Genomic DNA, 15,899 nt, shown 5'->3' with positions numbered 1-15,899 from the left:
TTATTATCCAGGACACGGGTAATTGCCCGTGCCTGCTAAAAAAACAGGCCATTATGAAAATAACGTATTTTGTGAGTAGCTTAACATTACTCACAGCAAGTCTTATTTTTGTCTTATCAGGTGAAATATTCTACGCCGAAACATCTAAAATCTTTTGGCTGTTTCGGCAAAACTTTCTCTTTTTTAGTGGGTGCGTCGCATGGTGTTTTATGACATTAGCTATGTGTCTGATTTTGCGTTCACCCTGGTTGAATCGAATTCTGAAAGGTCTGGATAAATCGTGGGGTTTACACAAACAAGCTGGTATTATCGCGACAGTCTTTACGCTGGCGCACTGGCTGGACGAAAAAATACCTCACTGGCTGGTGCAAAATGGCTGGCTTGCTCATCCAGGATCACTGGGAAGTGTTCAGATAAGCTCATGGCAATCTCAACTGATCTATGCAGGATTGTTAGCTGCTGAATGGTCTACATACCTGATGATAGGGTTGGTGCTGGTTTCTCTTGTAAAAAAAATCCCTTATAACATTTTCCATTTTATACATCGTCTGTTTCCTGTTTTTTACCTGGCTACTGCTTTCCATATTTTTACCGTTCTATTTAAAACATATTGGTGGAATTCACCTTCGGGTATTCTGCTGGTAATTGTGAGCATTCCAGGTATTTATGCTGCTGTCCTTTCACTATTTAATATGATTGGTTATAAAAACAAACGCGTTGCGATCATCACAAACATCGACTATTACCCAAATGATATTATAGAAATAACTCTACATACTGACACTCCTCTATTGCATACACCAGGGCAGTTTTCATTTTTAACATTTCAACATGATGCAGAGGCACACCCATTCACTATAGCCTCTTATTACCAGGATAAAAAACACTTGCGTTTTGCCATTAAAGCATTAGGGGATCATACACATTCACTAAAGAAAGAATTAAAAACTGGACAGGACGTGATTGTTGAGGGCCCCTGGGGTTATTTAGACTTTAATATTCAATCTGAGCGTCAGGTCTGGGTTGCGGGAGGGATCGGTATCACTCCTTTTATATCTCAGCTGGAATATTTAAAAAACTCAGACCACCAACTATGCCCTATTGATTTATGGTATTGCGTTGGTCAGCATGATGATTTGCAGTACCCTGTAAATCTCGATTTATTATGTACAGCAGCAGGTGTGACTTTACACCGTATCGATGCCGGGATGAAACTGGAGGCCAAACATATTATGATGGAAAACGATAATAGCCAAAACGTTCACGTCTGGTTTTGCGGGCCAGCAGGCTTTGCGAAAAGTCTATTATCCGGACTACAAAAGTACGGGATATCAGAGAAAGCCTTCCATTATGATCGTTTTAATATGCGTTAATTATTGATGAAAAAATTCATATACATATTTTTCTCAGGCTACCTCGGCATTGGCTTTACAACAAATCGAAGAAACCGAATCTCAGAAATAGCACTGTAATTCACTTTTCGGACTACTGGCACAATGCGATCCGGATGATGAGATAAGTAAAGAAGCGCATGAGTGGGTTAATACTCCTCTGGTCAGAAAAGGGATTATGTAAATAATTAATGGACGCCACTACGGCGTCCCTTAGATATGAAAAAGAGGTGCGCCCCTCCACACCGTTTCCATTACTGCGTCATGATGGTTAAATAGGGGTTATCTTCCGGTACATTGCTACTAAATATATACTCTGGCTTATCCAGAAGATAGCCTTTTACCTGACGAATTTTACGTGGCCCTTTGACCTCACAGTTAAAAATATTAATCCCGTCGTCGCCCCGTATATGCAGACCCAGCCGCTGAAAGCTCAGCTGTACTTTTTTCCACTCCGTCCCAGTCTCACCCGTAACCGACTGAACATATAGCTGAAAAATACCAGGCGATACCAGAAACACTTTTCCCTGAACCATATGCACGCGAGCCATCACGTCATTCGTCACAATTTTTCGTGCCTGCACCACCTGACACAACCAGTCGTAAAAATGTTGCCCGGAGTGTTATTTTGCTGTCTGCCTGCGATACTACCGGACGGGACGGTGGAGGCGATGGATAATCGGGACTATCAATATCACCGGATAATGCCGCAGCCGCTTTTTCCGGTACAGCGGCAGGCAAAACAGGACGGTTATCTTCACAGGGTATTTCCGGCTGGAAAGTATGGGCTGCTGGCGCGGCAGTTTCCTGTGGGGCAAACAGCGAAAAAGCCAGATCGGTTAATTCTTTTTCTGGTGCAGGTAATGACGGTACAGATTGCTCACTGCCCACATTAAGCATCTCTGACGGATTATTCGTCACAGGCACCACGCTTCCTGTAAACGGTGCTGGGCGTTCTCCTGCGGTGCTCCAGAACCCTGATGGTGATCATTTTCTTGCCCCGGAAGGTACGATGGCGATCGTCCTGCCGCACGGCGTTCTGTTTCGCGGCGGCGCGGAAGAGCGTATTCGTCGTAAGCGGCTCGAAGACGGCAATATCGATACCGTCATTGGCCTGCCCGCCAACCTGTTTTTCTCAACCGGTATTCCGGTGTGTATTCTGGTATTGAAAAAGTGCAAAAAGCCGGATGACGTGCTGTTTATTAACGCCAGTGAATACTTCGAGAAAGGTAAGCGGCAGAACCGTCTGAATAAAGAGCACATCAGCAAGATTGTCGATACTTACCAGTTCCGCAAAGAGGAAGATCGCTATTCCCGCCGCGTACCGCTGGAGGAAATCAAGGCTAACGAAATCTGAATATTTCCCGCTATATCAGCACCGCCGTGCCGGAGGAGAAAATCGATCTGGCAGCAGTCAATAGCCAGCTAGTCGAGTTAGAGCAGGAAATAGCGAAAGCGCGAGATACGCATAACGCCTTTCTTAAAGAGCTTGGTCTGCCGCCACTGCCCTGAATCACACTTATAAATCTGCCCCTGCGCTAACAGGGGCGGTTTGCTCTAATGGTTTATTTTTTATCGCTAAAGTCGATTTAAAAACGACATGAATACCAAAAGATAAACCAGATTGAGGATCACAAATCAGGAATAAACCCTTCTTCCCGCAGCACCTTAATCACCCCACGTATCAGATACGAGTTAGAAAACTTCGCCGTATAGGTACGCGCCCCCTCTTCTACTGGTTGAAGCAATCCCCGCTCAATCAACTTACCAAGCTGATAAGTCACCTGCGTCGGTTTCAGATCAGGCAAAACGGTACGTAGATCGCCCGCTTTGATCGTCCCCAACTCGACGGCGCGTTTCAGTACCTTCGATTCCAGCGGATTTATCAACCCTCGCTCCGACGAAAAATCGATAGCCGGATACAGGATCTTTTCGCTCAGAAAAGCGTGGCTTGTCAGTTGATCGACTTTCTTCAGCTCAGAGGAGATCCCCGAAAGCACATATAAGCACCATTCTTCCAGCCCCTGCTCAGTGCCTTTATCGGCTAACGAAAGCATGGCGTAATAGCGCTCACGATCATTACAGAATACCGCAGTCGGATTGAGAACCCGCCCACCAGCCTGAACATTAAAACCATACTTGATAAGCAACGCATAGGTCAGCAGTCTGACCGTTCGGCCATTACCGTTGCCAAAGGGATGTATCCAGCCAAAGCGGTGGTGCACCAGCGCAATCTTCATCAGATCGTACTTTGGCTTATCGGCACGGTTAATAAAGGCGGTTAGTTCCGCCATATAATCAGCAACGCGAATGTGGTCCGGCGGCAAATGGTCAGACTGAGCAATGCTGACATTATGTTGTCGATATGCGTCGGGCGTTCTGTCGCCTTCCTGTTGCAGCCCGGCTACCGCCAGACTATGCAACTCGCGGATAAAATATTCCGTTATCTCATCACCATCGCTCAGGTATTCGTCGATGTACTCCATCGCGGCTTCAATATTGTTGATTTCTTTGAGCTGATCCGTCGAACTCTGCGTTCCTTCAACCTTGCTTTCAACATAGTCGGCAAGCGTGGTGTGATTTCCCTCAATTCTTGCAGAGCCAAGACTCTCCAGCATGTGGAAAACGGCCTTCAACTGCGCAAATAGGATAGGGTGAACATCGGTTTCCAGCCGCAGGTGCCGGAATAACTCCAGCTCCGTCAGCGCATCGACCAAAGGGGAGTCAAAGCTGGGGTTCAGAAGCGAGAGTTCAAAGTGATTAAATTGAGCCATGATGTTTAGTTATCTCAACTGGTGCATGAAGGCATCTCAAAAGTATAGAAAAAATACTAATAGAATCTATAAATTAGAAAACACACCAATTTTTATTATCTCAAAAACCTTTGTTCCAACATATCAAATGTAAGTTTGAAAGATGTTCAATGCGAAGAGGGATGAAGTTTTGCCTGCGTAATGCAGCATGGATTTTTTAGCGCCGCTATGTGTGGACCCCGAACCATTATGTGTGGAATTCCATCTGCTATATGTGGACCTCAGACCGTTATGTGTAGACCTGACTCCACACATAACAAAGCCCCACTCGCAAAACAACGTTTTTTTGTGATAACCATCACAAAAATAAAGTGATTTTTTATGGGGGCTTTAGTGGGGGCGCTATTTACGAGAAATACCAACAAAACCAATAACAAACAGCATGTTAATCCTAGATATGATTCCGAGTCCGGCACCACCTTTCCTTTTTTATGCTTTCTTATGAATTCCTCGATGTCTTCAAGTCAATAAGTTTGAACATAGACTCTTTCCAGAAATTATTGCCATATGATCTCCATTAGACCAATATAAACGGATGCGTGATCATAATAAAGGCAGTAATAGTAAGTTTTAACATTAAACATACTGCGAAATTTCAATTAAGTTTCCATCAGGGTCCCTGATGTAGATAGACATTATCTCGCCTGTGGCTCCAGTTCTCTCAACCGGGCCTTCAACAATGGGAATGCCTGCCTGTAAGATCTCAGACACAACATCATTTATCGGTGTCGATGTAATAAAACATAAATCGGCAGATCCCGGCGTTGGTCTACTCGCTTTTGGTTCGAACTCCATTTCTTGCTGATGGAGGTTAATTTTTTGCGCTCCAAATATTAACGCTTTTCTGTTTTGTTTAAATGTTACCGCAGAAAAACCAAGTACCTCTTCGTAGAATCTTATTGTGGTTGATATATCAGATACCGTTAATACAAGGTGATCAATTCTGTCAATTATCATTTGAATAGACTCATGATGTTTATATTTTAGGGATGCTACATTAAAAAATAGCATTAACCTACTTTTAAATCAGATGCATTTTTTTTGCATCTTCTCTAAGTTGCTGCCGAAAATTGGGATGTGCCAATTCAATGATGCTGAGCGCACGCTCGGTTGAAGAGAGCCCCTTCAGGTTTACGGAGCCAAATTCAGTGACTATCCAGTGCGTATCCGTTCGTGGGGTTGTTACAGGCCCCTCAAGGCGGGGAACAATACGAGAAATCGTATCATTCACGGCCGTTGAGCGGGTCGTAATAATGGAACGACCTCCTTTAGATGCATATGCGCCTCTGACAAAATCCAATTGCCCTCCTGAAGCGCTGTACTGGTGTCCAAGCAAATATTCAGAGTTACAGGCACCAGTGAGATCGATTTGTAAGGTAGCGTTAATGGAGACAACATTCTCATTTTGCGCAATGATCCCCGGATCGTTAACATAATCGACAGGCCGACTAAAAAAAGAGGGGTTGTCGTTGAGATAGTCATACATATCCTTTTGTCCCATAGCAAAAGTAAATACAGACATTCCCCGGTCGATATTTTTACGCTGGTTGGTAACGACGCCTTGTTGAATCAAACTTACCAACCCCGGATTCAGTGCCTCTGTATGGACCCCCAGATCATTATGTTCCTTGAGCGCATTACAGATGAGCTCCGGTAATGCGCCGACCCCCATCTGGAGACAAGCGCCATCTGGCACAAGAGAGGCGATAATCTGACTGATAGCAATATCTTCGGCTACGGCAGTACGTATTGGTAGTTCAATTAAAGGGACATGGTTTTCAACAATGGCGTCAATTTCTGAAATATGGATTGCAGCACCTTCTCCATGAACGCGTGGCATATATTTGTTAACTTCGACAATAAGCTTTTTAGCTGTCCTCGCAATCCGGGTGGAATAATCGTTTCCAATTCCAAAATTAAAATAGCCATACTTATCCATAGGGGACACGGTGTGAATAAAGGTATCAATACCAATATCATCAGCCAGTAATCGCGTCGCCTGATGAAAATTTGAAGGTACATAGTTAACTATTTTTCGCCCGGAACTCTCAATCCCCTGACGTATTAAAGCCCGTTCAATACCGGTAATAAACATACTGTAGAGATGAATATAGTCACTTAGCTCATAACGGAAAATAGTGTTCCCGGCAATGCTGGCTGTTTCATAACAGTAAACCCGCAGATCGTTGATTTCTCCCCTTTTCGCTCGCTTTGCCAGCGCATTCAGCAAAGCTGGAGGCTCTGCTGCAAACATTCCCATAGAGAGGTGACTGCCGGAGGTAATTAAAGTAACCGCCTCGTCAGGCGTCACGCATTTTTCGGCATACACTGCATTAACATTCATCATGACTCTAAACCTCAGGGCGATTTCTCAATAAGCGGCGTCTTCTTCAGGCGAACATCCACAGCAATAAACTAACATTGTTCGTTCGAAGCGCATGACCTCTACACCATTCTGGTTAATACCACATGTCCGAACGGTAACGATGCCTTGTCCCGGGCGACTATTTGACAGGCGTTTGCTGAGTACAGTGCTTTCAGCATAAAGTGTATCCCCTGCGAAAACCGGATGGACGGCTTGTACCTTATCCCAGCCAAGATTGGCCACGACCTTGGCGCTGACAGTACGCACGCTCATACCGGTTAAAAGCGCCAGAGTGAACGTTGAATCAACCAGTAACTTTTTCCATTCCGTTTTGCTGGCGTAAGCCGCATCGAAATGGACCGGCTGCACATTGAGAGTGAGCAGGGTAAACCACACATTATCAGCGTCCAGAACCGTCCGGCCGGGACGATGTTCAAAAACATCACCGGGATGAAAATCCTCCCAGTAAAGACCCGAAATTTCTCGGTAGCGCCCCTCGCTAATGGTTTTATAAGCGGGTAATAACGTGTTCATAATCAATTCCTCTGTTAATAAAATCAAGAAAAGATCCCTGCCCGGGCGAGTAATCTCCGGGCCTGACGGGCAACGGCTGCATCTATCATCATGCCGCTAACGATCCCGACGCCTTTGGCATTCTCTGTCAGTACTGCACGAGCATGATTAATTTCTGCCGTTGTAGGAGTAAATGCGGCGTTGATTACACTAATCTGAGCGGGGTGAATAGCCGATTTTGCAGAAAAACCAAAACTGAGCGCCTGCAGCGTTTCCTCTTTCAGACCTGAAAAATCGCCTATATCAAAGAAGGGAGCATCTATTGCAAGAAGCCCTTTCATAGCGCAGGCAGCCACTATTCTGGCCCGCGCCAGCGCAAGAGGCTCCCAGGCGGGTGTGGCGCCAATGTCAGCCGCCATATCTGCGGCGCCAAACATCAACCCGCAGAGTCTGGGGGTGGCGTCCGCAATAGACTCTACGGCATTAAGCCCAACAACTGACTCAATAATGCCAATAAGGCGAGTATCAGAACCAGCCATCATGATAAGACTATCCACGATTTGCAGGTGCGCGGCTGACTCTGTTTTTGGAAGAATAATGTAATCAGGAAAAAAACGGCATTCCAGTAACATATGCAGGTCTTCAATGCCAGCATGAGTATTCATTCCATTAATTCTTAATGCTATTTTCAGCGATGAGTTTGGTCGGGATGAAAGGAACTGCATCGCAATTTTCCGGGCCTGCGCCTTGTCATTCGGGGTGACGGAATCTTCAAGATCGATAATAGAAATATCCGCCGCACTTTCAACTGCTTTTATGAAGCGTTCTGGTCGAATTGCTGGGGTAAAAAGCCAGCTACGTGTCGGTGTATGAGAAATATCGGGCATATTGCACCTCCTGTTAACCTCACTATGCGCTCGCTGGTTTCATTCTTCCAATATATGATAGTGCCATTCTTAATTGCTTTTGGAGATGAGGATGGAACTGCGCCATATTCGCTATTTTCTCGCCGTCGCTGAAGAGCGGCATTTCACGCGGGCTGCGACAAAATTAGGCATAGGTCAGCCGCCGCTAAGCCAACAGATTAAGGATCTGGAAAGAGAGCTGGGAGCGCAGCTATTCCGGAGAGTGCCTCATGGCGCGGAATTAACCGAGGCTGGAAAAGCATTTTATGATGTTGTTAAAGGGATGCCTGCTACCGCGACAAGAGCCGTGCTGGCGGCGCAGCGTGTCGCCAGGGGGGAGTCGGGCGTGTTAAGGGTGGGTTTTACTGCCTCTGCGGCATTTAACAGTGTGGTGCCCAGCGCAATCCGTACTTTCAAGCGGGCTTATCCTGACGTTCGTTTGCAGCTTGAGGAAGGAAATACAACTCAACTGGCTGATGAATTGAATGAAGGATCGCTGGATGTTGCCTTTCTGAGACCCGGTTTTACAGGCAATGAACGGTTCCAGCTCAGGTTACTGTCTGAAGAGCCAATGGTTATTGTGCTGGCAGAAACGCATCCTGCTGCGGCGTGTAAACAGATTGCACTCTCGATTCTCAAAGATGAGTTTTTTTTACTCTTCCCACGTGAAATCGGCCTGTCGCTTTATGACGCAGTGATCGAGGCCTGCGGTAAAGCGGGCTTTGAACCGAAAATTGGTCAACTCGTGCCGCAAATTTCGTCAGTCATTAACCTTGTGTCGGCAGAGATGGGCGTGTCGATGGTTCCAGATTCAATGAAACAGGTTAATGTCAAGGGAGTAGTATACCGCCCCGTTGCAGACCAGATGCCCGTCGCAAAGCTGGCTCTGGCATACCGGCGCGGCGATACATCGCCAACGCTGAGAAACTTCATCCTGAAAGTCACTGGCTGAATGCAGTTACGTGAGCGTTGAATAATCATTTGAAACGTAACCAATAATTATTGGTCCGATTTTGTGTCTAAAGGAATCGCTAACGGAGCAGGAACTGGCTGCAATGTCTGTGGATCGACAGCCAGATAACGCCCGGTTTTACTGTCGATACCCACATAATCGATAAGCTTGCCTTTGGCATAAAGCACCATTGTCTGTTTTGTAAATGCCTCATATGCACTGCTCAGTATTTTCACTTTATCCACATAATCTGCTGCGAGATTATGCGTTTCCAGGGGGTCACGTTGCAGGTTGAATAATTCCCATGGAGCATTACCCGCCTGTGGGAATACTGTGACAAGACGACGCAATTTCCATTCCCCATCTATCCAGGCCGCCTGATTATGGAGTTCAACACCATATTGTGTGCGAGGCGCGTGCAGACTTTCACCGGTCAGATAGCGTTTAAAACTCACGCCGATCATTGGCAGTGTCGGTCTTTCAGATAATGATTTACTGGCATCAATACCTGCAAATTCATAGAGCGTGGGCGCGACATCATACGCCGCCATTGTGGCGTTATCTATGGCGCCATGATGGATGATACCAGGACCGGAAATCATAAAACTGGTATTAATTCCCCCCTGACCGCTGGTCGTTTTGTGATAGCGACCATAAGGCGCATTGCTGACATCAGCCCAGTGGGGACCATAAGAGATAAATGAATTTTTACGACCAATATTTTCGTAACGATTATCGAATTGCTTCCAAAAATCTGGTTCAGATTCATAGTGAAAGCCCTCTGCCGGATTCACCCCATTATCACTTAAGAAGACCAGAATCGTGTTTTTATCGCGCCCGGTCTTTTTTAACGTCTCAATAACGGTACCAATCTGTGCATCCATATTGGCGATCATAGCAGCGTAAACCTGCATCACCTTCGCCGTATATTTCTGCTGTTCCGGGGTCATCGCCTGCCATTCTTTATCAAGTTCCAGTCCTGGCAGAGGTATGTCATCACGCAGGAAACCCAGTTTCTTCAAACGAGCAATACGCTGACGATAGACGTCTGCATAGCCCTGTTCATACTGACTTTTAAAACGACTAATCCATTCATCCGGTGCCTGCAGAGGATCATGTGGCGCAGTAAAGGCCAACCACGCGAAGATAGGTTGTTCCCGTGGCGTCTCGCTGATCCAGCGATTAATCTGGCTGGCATAGGCTTCGCTGGAGTAAAAACTGGAGAGCAGTGAAATGCGCTGATTGTCACGGGTATAATAGGTATGAAATATCTCCACGGTTCCCAGCGGCACGGCATCATCAAAGTGACTGGCGCCTCCCCCCATCAAGGCGAAAGAATGACGAAAGCCCCGATCTTTTGGCGTCGAGCCTGGCGTAAAACCAAGATGCCATTTACCCGCCATCAGCGTATTGTAACCAGCATCTTTAAAGCGTTCAGCCATGGTCGTCACCCGATCAGTCAGGCGCAATTCATAGCCTTCCTTACCTATGGTATTTTCATACCACCACATACCGCCTATACCCGCTTGCTGACTGGTGTTCCCGGTTAATAGCATCGCACGGGCGGGAGCAGACATGGGAGACGTGTAATATTGACTCATCCGCACGCCGTTCTCAGCCATCGCCTGCAAATTAGGCGTTGGGATTTCCCCACCGAAGGGAGTGATATCAGAATATCCCATATCATCAGCGATAATCACGATAATATCAGGACGTTCGTTTTGCGTACTGTGTGCCGTACCGGAGAAGATAATGCTGAGTGTGGCAAGTGTTACTTCTTTTTTCACGGCTTATTCTCCATTTCAGACTACGGATGTTGTACAAGAGCGGCGGGCAAATGCAGCAAGAGGGACCATCAGCCCGAAAATCTGCCCATAACGTCAGCACGCCAGGCCTTCAGTCCATTCAGATTCCGGGGCCAGGCGCGTAGCGGAGCCAGAATCTCCGTGAAAAAAGAGTAATAGCCGCTACAAAGTCGGTTGTAGCCGGCACTGTTGATATGTGCGGGGCAGCCTCCCTGGCAGACTATTTTCACAGAACACCGTTGACACTCCCGGCGCTGGCTTTTCTTAATACCAAAGGGAAGCCGGGTTGCGGAATCTACGGCTGGCGCTAACGTATTATTAGAAAGCTGTCCCAGGTAATGCTGGCTATTAATCAGATGATCGCAGGCATAGAGTTTGCCGTCCGGCTCCATGACCAGATTCGTGCCGCAGCGGGCGGAATGGACACAGGTGGCGCTGATATGCGTAAAATATTGTGCCCATGCCTGTTCAATGTTGATCACAAAAACCCGCCCCATATCACCGCGTTTGCGCCATTGACGCCAGATATCAATCATGAAACGTCCCCAGTTATCCGCACTCAATTGGTAACGTTGCTGTAGGGCGTTGCCTTCGTCCATCAGTGGCTGAAATTGCAGATAACGAGCGCCAAGGCTAACAACATGATCGTAGATGGCTGCCGCATGGCGAGCCATGTCATCATGCACGACAATCAGTACATTAAAATCGACTCGATAGTGTTGTAACAATGTGATTCCCCGCAACACCGCCGGATAGCTGGCCTCGCCGCGTTTGCCCGGACGATGATGATTTTGCAAGTCTTCACTGCCCTCAAGACTGATGCCAATAGTAAAATTATTGTCGCGAAACAGACGGCACCAGGCATCGTTTAACAACGTCGCATTCGTTTGCAGACTATTACTGATCGTCACGCCGTCAGGCGCATATCGTTGTTGAAGCGCTATTACCTTTTTATAAAAACCGATTCCGGCTAAAAGCGGTTCACCGCCTTGCCAGACAAAATTAATTTCACGCGCACTGGCAGGTTGCGCCGCAATATAGCGACAAATAAAAACCTCCAGCGTTGATTCATTCATTTTTTCTACGGGCGTTTCGCCCTGTGGGTAATAACAATAGCGGCAGGCCAGATTACATGCAGGGCCTATGGGTTTTGCCAATATATGAAAGGGTATCTGCGCGCGATATTCCGTCATTACGGGGATTTGTTGTTGCCGTAATGTGTTGAGATTCAACATTATTCTGTCCTGTAATTATCATTTCTGATGCGGAGACATGACTCACATTTCGCAATAGCGTTCGTCTGGCGCTGCGGGCAGAATGCCGAGAGCAGGCTGTATCTATTGATACGCCGGTTTTCTGCATAGCGCATGACGCTATTGAAATGTTATTTAGCAAATCCTGTCTGAGCCAGAAATTAAGTCTCTGTTAACCTGCGCTATTACAGAAAATCATAGAACAGGCGTCTCAAAAGAATATCGTCCTGAAGGACGAGAACTCACGGCATTTTCAGGAGATGAGTCAACCGCGACAGAAAAAAATTATATTAATAATTTTTAATTATTTTTTATAAATCCAGACAAGATTTAAATTAAAATCATTTATTTTCAATCGGTTATAAAAAATATCGCAACACGCATCACATTATTAACATGTGAATGATTGTGTTAATCGAATGTAAATTGTATGTTTCAACATACCACTATTTTACTGCGCCCCGACGCGCTCATCCGGATGGAAGGAGATAACATGTCAGCCTTATCAACTACTGGCCATAATGACGGGATCACTCTCCATTGCTTACAGAGCATTGCGCAACTCATTCCTCTGTCGTCGGCGGTTTTTTATCGTGTTAATGCTTATTTAAAGCCGGAAGCTTATGTTTTACATAACATTTCTAATAGCACACACCAACAATATCTGGAGCATTTTCAACCATTAGACCCGCTATCGCCTTCCCGGTTCGGCCAGCAGGTTATTACCGTAGCGACGATGACGCCCGGTATCTGTGCCCGTCATCGCCATTATTATCATGAATTTATGCTACCTAATCATGTGTGCGACATGATTGAGATCTTTATTCGTCGGGGCCATCGTATTATCGCGGGCATTTCATTAATGCGCGATATACCTTTTTCCAGCGAAGAGCGTTTGCGAGCCCAGGCAGTACAACCATTACTGGGACTGGCGATTCATGATTCTCTTCAGGAAGACAACAATCTGACGTCAATATTGACCGCCAAAGAGCGTGAAATTGTGGGAATGGTCTGCGAAGGGGCCAGCAACAAATTGATTGCCCGTCAGTTGAATATTTCTCTCTCAACAGTGAAAACGCATTTACGTAATATTTTTGCTAAAACAGAAGTGATAAATCGCACGGAACTGGTTTCCCGAACCAGAATGTCCTCGGTACAACATTCACTGAATATGTGAAAGCGTTCTTTTTAACCCGCGTCAATTGCGGGTCTTTTCCCCATATGTCATATATGCCTGAATTAATACCACCCTCTGAGCTGATGCCGCAATAAAATGTCATATTATCTGGCGTCGGTATCCTGTTGCAGCCATTGATTCATGGCCTGATTGATCATATTTATCACACTAAGCAGAAGAACACGCTGGTGCCGCTCAAGCCGCAGATAACGGCGCAGCGGCGGCATTTTACAAACCACTTCGCTAGCAGCCCATAGCTCAATGCCGCAATACCATTCCTTATGATGTAAAACCAGCGTAAACCGACGATAATCCAGTTCACTCAGAGCCTGTTGTAAATTGGGGAAACGATTAAGATAGTTAATCAGCCCGGCGGTACTTTTGCTGCCAGTAAAAATGACGGGATAACGTTTCAGCCATCCGGGCTGATGAGCGCGAATTTTGCCCTGCAAAGGATAATTGATTGTGCCTTTCACCCTGAATTCACAACTTTGAATACTGGCCATGAATAACCGTTTTTGCTGAACATGGCAGATAACCTGGGTAAATGCATTCAGATGCAGCACGGCGCTATGTTCGGTCAATTTTTCACAACGCCAGCCGCTCAAATCACGTAACACCATGTTCATTAATGTGCTCTTAAACCAGGGGACGGAGGACATCTGGCGTCATCTCTTCATTGTTTCGCTTTTCATAATTGCCCATCGCCCGTTCCACGACCTCTTCTACCGGAAGCGGGAGGAAAGGATTAACCCGTTGCACACATAATGTCCAGAATAAGGCATAGGCGGCAGTCAATCCAAGCATAATACCGAATGGTATAAGTACATCCCGACTGTTCATTCCTGGAGGCGCGATATTAATAATGGCGATAATAATACCCACGCTCGAAATAATCTGAGGTAAGGGAAACCAGGGGGCCCGGTAAGCGCGTGGTAAATCGGGGCGCCGAATACGTAAGATAACGACCGATAACGTTACCAGCAGATAAGCGACTCCCCAGGCGCAGACCGCAGCGAGGATCAGCGGAACAATGTGGTCGATATCACCGTTCAGATACCAGGCATGTAAACAGGGAATCGCAACACCGAATGCGATGGCGATGACCGGTGTTTTAAAGCGGGGGTGCAACCAGGTCAGAAACCGCGGCAAAGCGCCGTCCAGCGCCATGCCGTATATAATACGCGGTACTGCCGCCATCAGCGTATTAATCGTCGCACATCCCGCTAACAACAACCCCACGCCCAGCCAGTATTGCCCGACATGTCCCATGACACGATTGGCAAAGGCGGGAATAGCCATCGGCGTATCCAGTAAAAAGATATGGTTTGCCGCATCGACCACCACATTATTTACCTGCCGGTTAATCGCAGCGCCATAGAGGAACATACAACCTGCCACCGCTAAAAGGCCAAGCGCCATCGCTCTGGGAATCGTACGATGCGCTTTTTTAATTTCCGGCGCCATTGGCGTTACCAGTTCACAACCGACGAACATAAACATCGCCATGCCAATATAACCAAACAGACCAGAAAGATTACTGACATCAAGCGGTGCGCCAAACCACCCAGAATGATGAGTGACCGGGGATAACAGGATCCCGCATAAACCGAAGATGGTCAGGGTAGTCCACATACCGAAAGTAAGAAATACTTCCACCTTGCCAAATACTTCAACACCAATGGCATTCAGTAACCCGAAAACCACTACCATGCCGACGCCAACCATCCATGTATTGTGCTGCATGGCCACGTGTTCGCTAACGGACTCAAAGTTCACCAGCGCCATGACGCCAGCGAGAATCGTTTCTGCCGTGCCGGCAAAAATGTGTACGATCAGGTAAGCGCAAAGCGCACCGGTGATAGCGAAAAAACGCCCCATCCCGCAGGAAATATAGTCGTAGACGGAGCCAGTCGTGGGAATAAGCGTTGCCGCTTCGGCAAAGGTGGTAATCTGCGCTTGCATCATAATAAATGCCAGTAATACCGCAAGGGCAAAGGTATCTCCCCCTGAGCCAAAACCACTGGTCACGGTCAGGATCACCGGGCTTGCCATAATCAGCCCGACGGAGCTGGCAAGCGTCGTGGGGAAACCAATAACGCCACGTTCAAGATGGCTGGCAAGTCTGTTTTTAAACATGGTCAACCTCTTCACTATTATTACAACAATAAATTACCGCTCCGGAATAACGCTTATTTATGGCAGGCACCGTAACTAACAGGTATCGTCCTGAAGAGGGATAACGGTAAATAACGTTGTGACGCCGTCCCCGCATGCGCTAATAGCAAGTGGGGAGCGCGTTATTCTCCCCAGTGATGCCAACGCTACTGACGAACAATTAAAGGATTCAACCCTGTTTATGGCTTTCAACGTTTGCCAGATAATGTTTTACAAAACGGGGCGTTAAAACTTTCCATGCCACTTCGGTTCCCTGTTCAACAAACCAACTATCGCCCGGTGAAAAACGTATCGGTTCCTGACCCGCGACAGTGAGTTCCACTTCCCCTTCCAGCACGGTTGCGTGCTCGGTAAAGGGATAAATCATCGTGAAACCGCCGCGGGTCGATGAAAACAGTCCACAGGTAAATACGTCCTCAGGTTTACCGTAAATCATCGCAACGGCGACCTGGGGATCGCCTTCTGTTGGCAACGCCCCTAACAGGCTGACACTCCCGACTGGCTGTAATTCAGGAACAGGTTGATTGAGTTTAAAAGCGTGCATTAA

16 protein-coding genes are annotated in these 15,899 nt (G+C 46.8%); 4 read left to right on the top strand and 12 right to left on the bottom strand.

Annotation, left to right across the window (positions count from 1 at the left end):
- The first annotated feature begins 53 nt into the window (after positions 1-53).
- Entirely contained in the window at positions 54-1,373 is a 1,320-nt protein-coding gene (locus ACLJR2_RS06390; protein WP_001534139.1) for a ferric reductase-like transmembrane domain-containing protein, read from the top strand.
- Positions 1,374-1,645: 272 nt separating this feature from the next.
- Here the strand turns inward: ACLJR2_RS06390 and ACLJR2_RS06385 are convergent, their stop codons facing one another.
- Complete coding sequence (locus tag ACLJR2_RS06385; RefSeq protein ID WP_024134176.1) at positions 1,646-1,957, bottom strand: conjugal transfer nickase/helicase domain-containing protein; 312 nt, start codon at positions 1,955-1,957, stop codon at positions 1,646-1,648.
- Entirely contained in the window at positions 1,947-2,312 is a 366-nt protein-coding gene (locus ACLJR2_RS06380; RefSeq protein ID WP_126523837.1) for a hypothetical protein, read from the bottom strand. Before ACLJR2_RS06380 ends, ACLJR2_RS06385 begins: the two co-directional genes overlap by 11 nt.
- A 91-nt stretch (positions 2,313-2,403) precedes the next feature.
- On the opposite strand from ACLJR2_RS06380, the gene ACLJR2_RS06375 reads away from it, so the two are divergent.
- Positions 2,404-2,748: an N-6 DNA methylase gene (locus tag ACLJR2_RS06375; protein ID WP_024134177.1), complete on the top strand. Its 345-nt coding sequence runs from the start codon at positions 2,404-2,406 to the stop codon at positions 2,746-2,748.
- A gap of 274 nt (positions 2,749-3,022) precedes the next feature.
- Here the strand turns inward: ACLJR2_RS06375 and ACLJR2_RS06370 are convergent, their stop codons facing one another.
- From ACLJR2_RS06370 to ripC, 5 genes are all read right to left on the bottom strand, one after another.
- On the bottom strand, positions 3,023-4,165 hold the full coding sequence (locus tag ACLJR2_RS06370) for a Fic family protein (protein ID WP_001534160.1): 1,143 nt from the start codon (positions 4,163-4,165) through the stop codon (positions 3,023-3,025).
- A 615-nt stretch (positions 4,166-4,780) separates the two neighbouring features.
- Positions 4,781-5,161 carry a VOC family protein gene (locus ACLJR2_RS06365; protein WP_000582672.1) on the bottom strand — a complete coding sequence of 127 codons (381 nt, stop codon included), beginning with the start codon at positions 5,159-5,161 and terminating at the stop codon, positions 4,781-4,783.
- Positions 5,162-5,225: 64 nt separating this feature from the next.
- Positions 5,226-6,551: an itaconate CoA-transferase RipA/Ict gene (gene ripA / locus ACLJR2_RS06360; protein ID WP_000982333.1), complete on the bottom strand. Its 1,326-nt coding sequence runs from the start codon at positions 6,549-6,551 to the stop codon at positions 5,226-5,228.
- A 24-nt stretch (positions 6,552-6,575) separates the two neighbouring features.
- A complete protein-coding gene (gene ripB / locus ACLJR2_RS06355) occupies positions 6,576-7,103 on the bottom strand; it encodes a (R)-specific enoyl-CoA hydratase RipB/Ich (RefSeq protein WP_001094307.1) in 528 nt (175 codons plus the stop codon).
- A 23-nt stretch (positions 7,104-7,126) separates the two neighbouring features.
- Complete coding sequence (ripC, locus tag ACLJR2_RS06350; protein WP_001112897.1) at positions 7,127-7,969, bottom strand: itaconate degradation C-C-lyase RipC; 843 nt, start codon at positions 7,967-7,969, stop codon at positions 7,127-7,129.
- Positions 7,970-8,060: 91 nt separating this feature from the next.
- Here ripC and ripR point away from each other — a divergent pair, with 91 nt between their 5' ends.
- Positions 8,061-8,939, top strand: a complete 879-nt coding sequence (ripR, locus tag ACLJR2_RS06345) for an itaconate degradation transcriptional regulator RipR (RefSeq protein WP_000423172.1) — start codon at positions 8,061-8,063, stop codon at positions 8,937-8,939.
- Positions 8,940-8,986: 47 nt separating this feature from the next.
- Here ripR and ACLJR2_RS06340 read toward each other — a convergent pair whose 3' ends face one another.
- Both ACLJR2_RS06340 and ACLJR2_RS06335 read right to left on the bottom strand, forming a co-directional pair.
- The gene (locus ACLJR2_RS06340; RefSeq protein ID WP_000712454.1) at positions 8,987-10,726 is read right to left on the bottom strand and encodes an arylsulfatase; all 1,740 of its coding nucleotides are present in this window, start codon (positions 10,724-10,726) and stop codon (positions 8,987-8,989) included.
- Between the two features lie 68 nt (positions 10,727-10,794).
- The gene (locus ACLJR2_RS06335) at positions 10,795-11,979 is read right to left on the bottom strand and encodes an anaerobic sulfatase maturase (RefSeq protein WP_000933437.1); all 1,185 of its coding nucleotides are present in this window, start codon (positions 11,977-11,979) and stop codon (positions 10,795-10,797) included.
- 511 nt (positions 11,980-12,490) lie between these two features.
- Between ACLJR2_RS06335 and ACLJR2_RS06330 the strand changes: the two genes are divergently transcribed.
- A complete protein-coding gene (locus tag ACLJR2_RS06330; RefSeq protein WP_001275357.1) occupies positions 12,491-13,174 on the top strand; it encodes a helix-turn-helix transcriptional regulator in 684 nt (227 codons plus the stop codon).
- A 104-nt stretch (positions 13,175-13,278) separates the two neighbouring features.
- On the opposite strand, the gene ACLJR2_RS06325 is transcribed toward ACLJR2_RS06330, so the two are convergent.
- From ACLJR2_RS06325 to ACLJR2_RS06315, 3 genes are all read right to left on the bottom strand, one after another.
- Positions 13,279-13,836 (bottom strand): DUF3156 family protein, encoded by a 558-nt coding sequence (locus ACLJR2_RS06325; RefSeq protein ID WP_000100110.1) that lies wholly within the window; start codon positions 13,834-13,836, stop codon positions 13,279-13,281.
- Complete coding sequence (locus ACLJR2_RS06320) at positions 13,814-15,313, bottom strand: APC family permease (protein ID WP_000475960.1); 1,500 nt, start codon at positions 15,311-15,313, stop codon at positions 13,814-13,816. Before ACLJR2_RS06320 ends, ACLJR2_RS06325 begins: the two co-directional genes overlap by 23 nt.
- 208 nt (positions 15,314-15,521) lie before the next feature.
- Complete coding sequence (locus ACLJR2_RS06315) at positions 15,522-15,896, bottom strand: cupin domain-containing protein (RefSeq protein WP_000542984.1); 375 nt, start codon at positions 15,894-15,896, stop codon at positions 15,522-15,524.
- Between the last annotated feature and the right edge of the window lie 3 nt (positions 15,897-15,899).

Source organism: Salmonella sp. SAL03688 (genome assembly GCF_046551895.1).
GTDB lineage: Bacteria > Pseudomonadota > Gammaproteobacteria > Enterobacterales > Enterobacteriaceae > Salmonella > Salmonella enterica.
This window is presented reverse-complemented; position numbering and strand designations above follow the sequence as displayed.

Bases quoted from the DNA above. Each gene is read 5' to 3' on its own strand.
- ACLJR2_RS06390 (WP_001534139.1), top strand. From the start codon at position 54: ATGAAAATAACGTATTTTGTGAGTAGCTTAACATTACTCACAGCAAGT.
- ACLJR2_RS06375 (WP_024134177.1), top strand. From the start codon at position 2,404: ATGGCGATCGTCCTGCCGCACGGCGTTCTGTTTCGCGGCGGCGCGGAA.
- ACLJR2_RS06370 (WP_001534160.1), bottom strand. From the start codon at position 4,165: ATGGCTCAATTTAATCACTTTGAACTCTCGCTTCTGAACCCCAGCTTT.
- ACLJR2_RS06365 (WP_000582672.1), bottom strand. From the start codon at position 5,161: ATGATAATTGACAGAATTGATCACCTTGTATTAACGGTATCTGATATA.
- ripA (WP_000982333.1), bottom strand. From the start codon at position 6,551: ATGATGAATGTTAATGCAGTGTATGCCGAAAAATGCGTGACGCCTGAC.
- ripB (WP_001094307.1), bottom strand. From the start codon at position 7,103: ATGAACACGTTATTACCCGCTTATAAAACCATTAGCGAGGGGCGCTAC.
- ripC (WP_001112897.1), bottom strand. From the start codon at position 7,969: ATGCCCGATATTTCTCATACACCGACACGTAGCTGGCTTTTTACCCCA.
- ripR (WP_000423172.1), top strand. From the start codon at position 8,061: ATGGAACTGCGCCATATTCGCTATTTTCTCGCCGTCGCTGAAGAGCGG.
- ACLJR2_RS06335 (WP_000933437.1), bottom strand. From the start codon at position 11,979: ATGTTGAATCTCAACACATTACGGCAACAACAAATCCCCGTAATGACG.
- ACLJR2_RS06330 (WP_001275357.1), top strand. From the start codon at position 12,491: ATGTCAGCCTTATCAACTACTGGCCATAATGACGGGATCACTCTCCAT.
- ACLJR2_RS06325 (WP_000100110.1), bottom strand. From the start codon at position 13,836: ATGTCCTCCGTCCCCTGGTTTAAGAGCACATTAATGAACATGGTGTTA.
- ACLJR2_RS06320 (WP_000475960.1), bottom strand. From the start codon at position 15,313: ATGTTTAAAAACAGACTTGCCAGCCATCTTGAACGTGGCGTTATTGGT.
- ACLJR2_RS06315 (WP_000542984.1), bottom strand. From the start codon at position 15,896: ATGCACGCTTTTAAACTCAATCAACCTGTTCCTGAATTACAGCCAGTC.